At 29.0% G+C, this 3,890-nt stretch carries 3 protein-coding genes; all 3 read left to right on the plus strand.

The features are described from left to right. Positions 1-296: 296 nt before the first annotated feature. Genes B5E48_RS13100 through B5E48_RS13110 form a run of 3 tightly spaced genes read left to right on the plus strand, consistent with a single transcriptional unit; the run spans position 297 to position 3,516 of the window. Positions 297-1,874, plus strand: coding sequence for a hypothetical protein (locus B5E48_RS13100; RefSeq protein ID WP_087298334.1), 1,578 nt, complete (start codon positions 297-299; stop codon positions 1,872-1,874). A 12-nt stretch (positions 1,875-1,886) separates the two neighbouring features. Next, the gene (locus tag B5E48_RS13105; RefSeq protein WP_087298335.1) at positions 1,887-2,486 is read left to right on the plus strand and encodes a hypothetical protein; all 600 of its coding nucleotides are present in this window, start codon (positions 1,887-1,889) and stop codon (positions 2,484-2,486) included. 13 nt (positions 2,487-2,499) lie between these two features. Then, positions 2,500-3,516 (plus strand): hypothetical protein, encoded by a 1,017-nt coding sequence (locus B5E48_RS13110; RefSeq protein WP_087298336.1) that lies wholly within the window; start codon positions 2,500-2,502, stop codon positions 3,514-3,516. The last annotated feature ends 374 nt before the right edge of the window (positions 3,517-3,890 follow it).

A 3,890-nucleotide genomic window follows, 5' to 3' on the forward strand; every position in this document is an offset into this window, starting at 1 on the left:
TCATTCATATCATTAATCCAGAAAATGAGGAACAAATAATCAATAACATATAACAAGAAAATTCGTAAGACTAAATTCCACTTTATTTTTTAAAGTAGAATTTACTTTTACAATTAACCTGTTACAAAAATATTTAAATAATATGGTATCTTCTATACATGTGTTTATGTTTGTGATAAAATTATTTTAATAGGAAAGAATTATATATATACAAATTGTTGATAAAATGTTTGGAAATAGGGTTTATATTATATCAACACTTGTTAATTTTTTCTAAAGTAGGTGAAAATGAAAGGATGACAAAAGAAAATAAAAATGATAAAAAAGAATTGATAACAGGTATAAATAAAGCTGTTTTTGAAGGGGCTTCTGCAGAAACTATTAAAAGATATGGAAGTGCTGTAAAAGAGCATGTTGTTTCATATAGTGGAGCAGATAATGAAACAGGAAAAGTTCTTCAAAAAGGCCTTAGGAAAATAGCTGATTCAAAAGTTAATCCTGATTATTTTAGTAGTAATATAAAGCAACAGGCAGGATTTGCTGCTGAGGTGAAATCTGTTGCTAGAAAGAATGCTGAAAGCATTATCAATAAAAAAGATACTCGATATATTAGAACGGATGATTTGGGCAGTATTAATGATACTTTGTTCGATATAAAAGAAGTCGATTTGATGGGTAATGAAATTATTAATTCAGGAGCTCAAATGAAATTTGTTGGTAAAACCCCAAAAGATTTATTAAATAAATTAAATAGTAAAAAATATGAAAAATATTTAGCTGCAGATGCTATTTTAGATATTCCTGATGACGCATATGATGTATTATTAGGAAATGAAAAGACTAAAGGATTAATAGACGAGAAAATTGAAGAATTATGTCAACAAGCAGAAGTTGCAAATAAAAAAGGAAAGGCAGAAGTAGCTCAGATCAAAAGGGAGAAAATTAGAAAGTATGAAAAAATAAAAAAGAATCTGAGAAAAAGTGGTTTGACTACAGAAGAAGCAATTGAAGCCAGAACAAATGCAAAGCTGTCTATTGCGAAAGATATTGCTAAAATATCGCATCGTGCTGGAAAAGAACAAATGAAAATAGGAGTTGCAATTGCTGGATCGGTTTCGATTATAAAAAATATTGTTTCATACACTAAAGGAGAAAAAACTGCTTATGAAGCTGCAAAATCTGTTGCTAGTGATACTGGGAAGGGAGCAGCTGTTAGTTATACTACTGCATTTTTAGGAACAATGGCGAAAGGAAGTATGCAGAATGCAAAGGTAGGATATATAAGAAATTTGGCAAAAACTAATTTGGCGGCTGGTATAGTTACAACAGCTATTGATATTGAAAAATCTTTGCGTAGATATATAAAAGGGGAGATTGACGGGGCTAGGTGTATCGAAGAATTAGGAAAGAAAGGATTAGGAGAAATTGGTTCTGCAATATTCGGGTCTATAGGATTAGCAGCTGTTCCTGCATCTGCTCCTAAGATTATAAGTGTATTAAGTGGAATTGCAGGAGCATCTTTTGGATATGTCGCAGCAGTGGCGATATATGATGAATTAAATATAGCATTGAAAGAAGCTAAAATAGCTAAAGAAGAAAGAATTCAGATTGAAGCTGAATGTGCAGAAGTGATTACAATGATTCAAGATTATAGAAAAGAAATGAATTATTTGGTATCTAATTACTTTGTTGATAAAATTAAGTCTTTTAATGAATGTTTTAATCAATTAGATAAAGCAATATTTGAAGAAAATATTGATAATTTTGTTTTTGCAAATCATATTTTACAAGAAAACTTGGGAAAGGTAAGTCAATTTTCAAATAAAACTGAATTTGATGTTTTGATGAACTCAGATTTACCGTTAGAGTTTTAATGGAGGAGATTTATGAAAATAGATGTAAAAAGTGCTTTAAAACTTACATATTATTTAATGGCTGTAGATGGTGACATAAGTAAAATAGAAGAGGAAACATTTGATGCGATTGGAAACGAACTAGATTCATCATTTCAAAAATACAAAATAGATATTATTAATGAATGTAAAAACCAATTAAACAAAGCGATTGATGAGGATGACTTTTATGAAGTTGTAAAAGAAGGTGTTGAAGATATTTTAAAAAAATTTATTACATCTAATTCTAATGGGTTTTATAATGATTTGTCGTATGATATAAGCAATTTTTTTCAAATTGGTATTGCTAAATCAACTTTAATTTGGAATCTTTTATCTGTGGCAATGGGTGATGGTAAATACTCAAAAGAAGAAAGAAATTTGATAAAGTTCATTGTAAGGAAATTAGATATTGATAAATCAATTTATTTGGAATTAGAAAATAAAATGAAAACACTAGAATCTATTGACAATGAGGAAAAGTGGATAAAAACAGTAAGTAAACCATATAATGTTGTTGATAAGCAAATAAAAGAGTTATCAAATAGAAGAGAAACAATTATTAAAAGTTTAAAAGTATTAATTAATGATTAGGAGGGAAAGAATTATGCCGTTACCATTATTCCTTATAGGTGCAGCTGCTGTAACAGGGGCATTAGGTGTTGGAAAAACAGTAAAAGCAGGGATAGATAATTCAAATGCAAAAAAAATAAACGAATCTGCAAATGAAAGAATTAAATTAATCGAAGAAAAATTGAATATTGCGCGTAAATCATGTGGTGAGTCTTTAGAAAGTTTAGGACAAGAAAAACTTTTTATTCTTGAAAACAATGTTAATGAATTTATAAAATTATTTGAAAAAATTAAAAATATTGATTTTAAAGAAACAGTAGGATTAAATGAGTTTAATAAGCTTAATTTTGATAAGTTGAATTTTTTAGAATTAAAAGAGTTGGGGAATTTTGCTTCTTCATTAATGGAAGGTGCAGTAGCAGGGGTAGCTGGGGGAGCGTTTGCTGCTTTTGGCGCTTACAGTGCTGCAACAACTTTTGCTACTGCTTCAACAGGTACTGCAATTGCTTCTTTAAGTGGAGTTGCAGCAACAAATGCAACTTTGGCTTTTTTTGGAGGAGGCTCAATCGCTGCAGGTGGCTTAGGAATTGCTGGAGGTACTGCTGTTTTAGGTGGTATTGTTGCAGCGCCAGCCTTGATGGTATTAGGAGTAATAGCAGGGTCTAAAGCAAGTAAAAATCTTGATGAAGCATATTCGAATAGTGCAAAAGCTAATGAGATATGTGAACAACTAGAAGCAGCAATATTTCAATGCCAAGCAATTAGAAGACGTACATATATGTTCTATGATTTATTAGCAAGACTAGATTCATATTTCTTGCCTTTGATTTATGAAATGGAAAAAATTATTGAAACTGAAGGTACGGATTATTCTGAATACACTTTAACTTCTCAAAAGAAGATTGTAGCATGTGTTTCAATCGCATCATCTATAAAAACAATACTAGATACTGCGATTTTAACTGAAAGTGGCGAATTGACCGAAAATTCAGAATTGATTTTTAACAATGTTTGTAAAGAATTAAATACTCAGAATGAAAATGTATTCTAATGATAATATGTTTCCTTGAGATTACTGAGGTGAATGTTGTAGATATGTTAATAAAATTAATGTTAGAAAGTTTTGATAAAAATAAAAGGTTTTATATTTATTGATTTTTAATTTATCTATGATAATAGTCTATATATTTATAATATATGATTAATGTTTAAAAAATTTTTATTAAAAGAGGAGTTTTGCATATAAAAAAGAAATTTAGAAAATATAATTAACTATTAAAGGGTGAAATCAGATCTCACCCTTTAGTAGTTTTTGATGTAAATATTGAATCATATGTTCAATTTCTGCTTCATTTAATGAATAATAAATACGATTATTTTCTTTTCTAATACGAATAAAATCTCCATCCAATAAGGCATCCATAT

The sequence above is a fragment of the Massilimicrobiota sp. An105 genome, from assembly GCF_002161155.1.
Taxonomy (GTDB): Bacteria; Bacillota_I; Bacilli_A; order Erysipelotrichales; family Coprobacillaceae; genus Allocoprobacillus; species Allocoprobacillus merdigallinarum.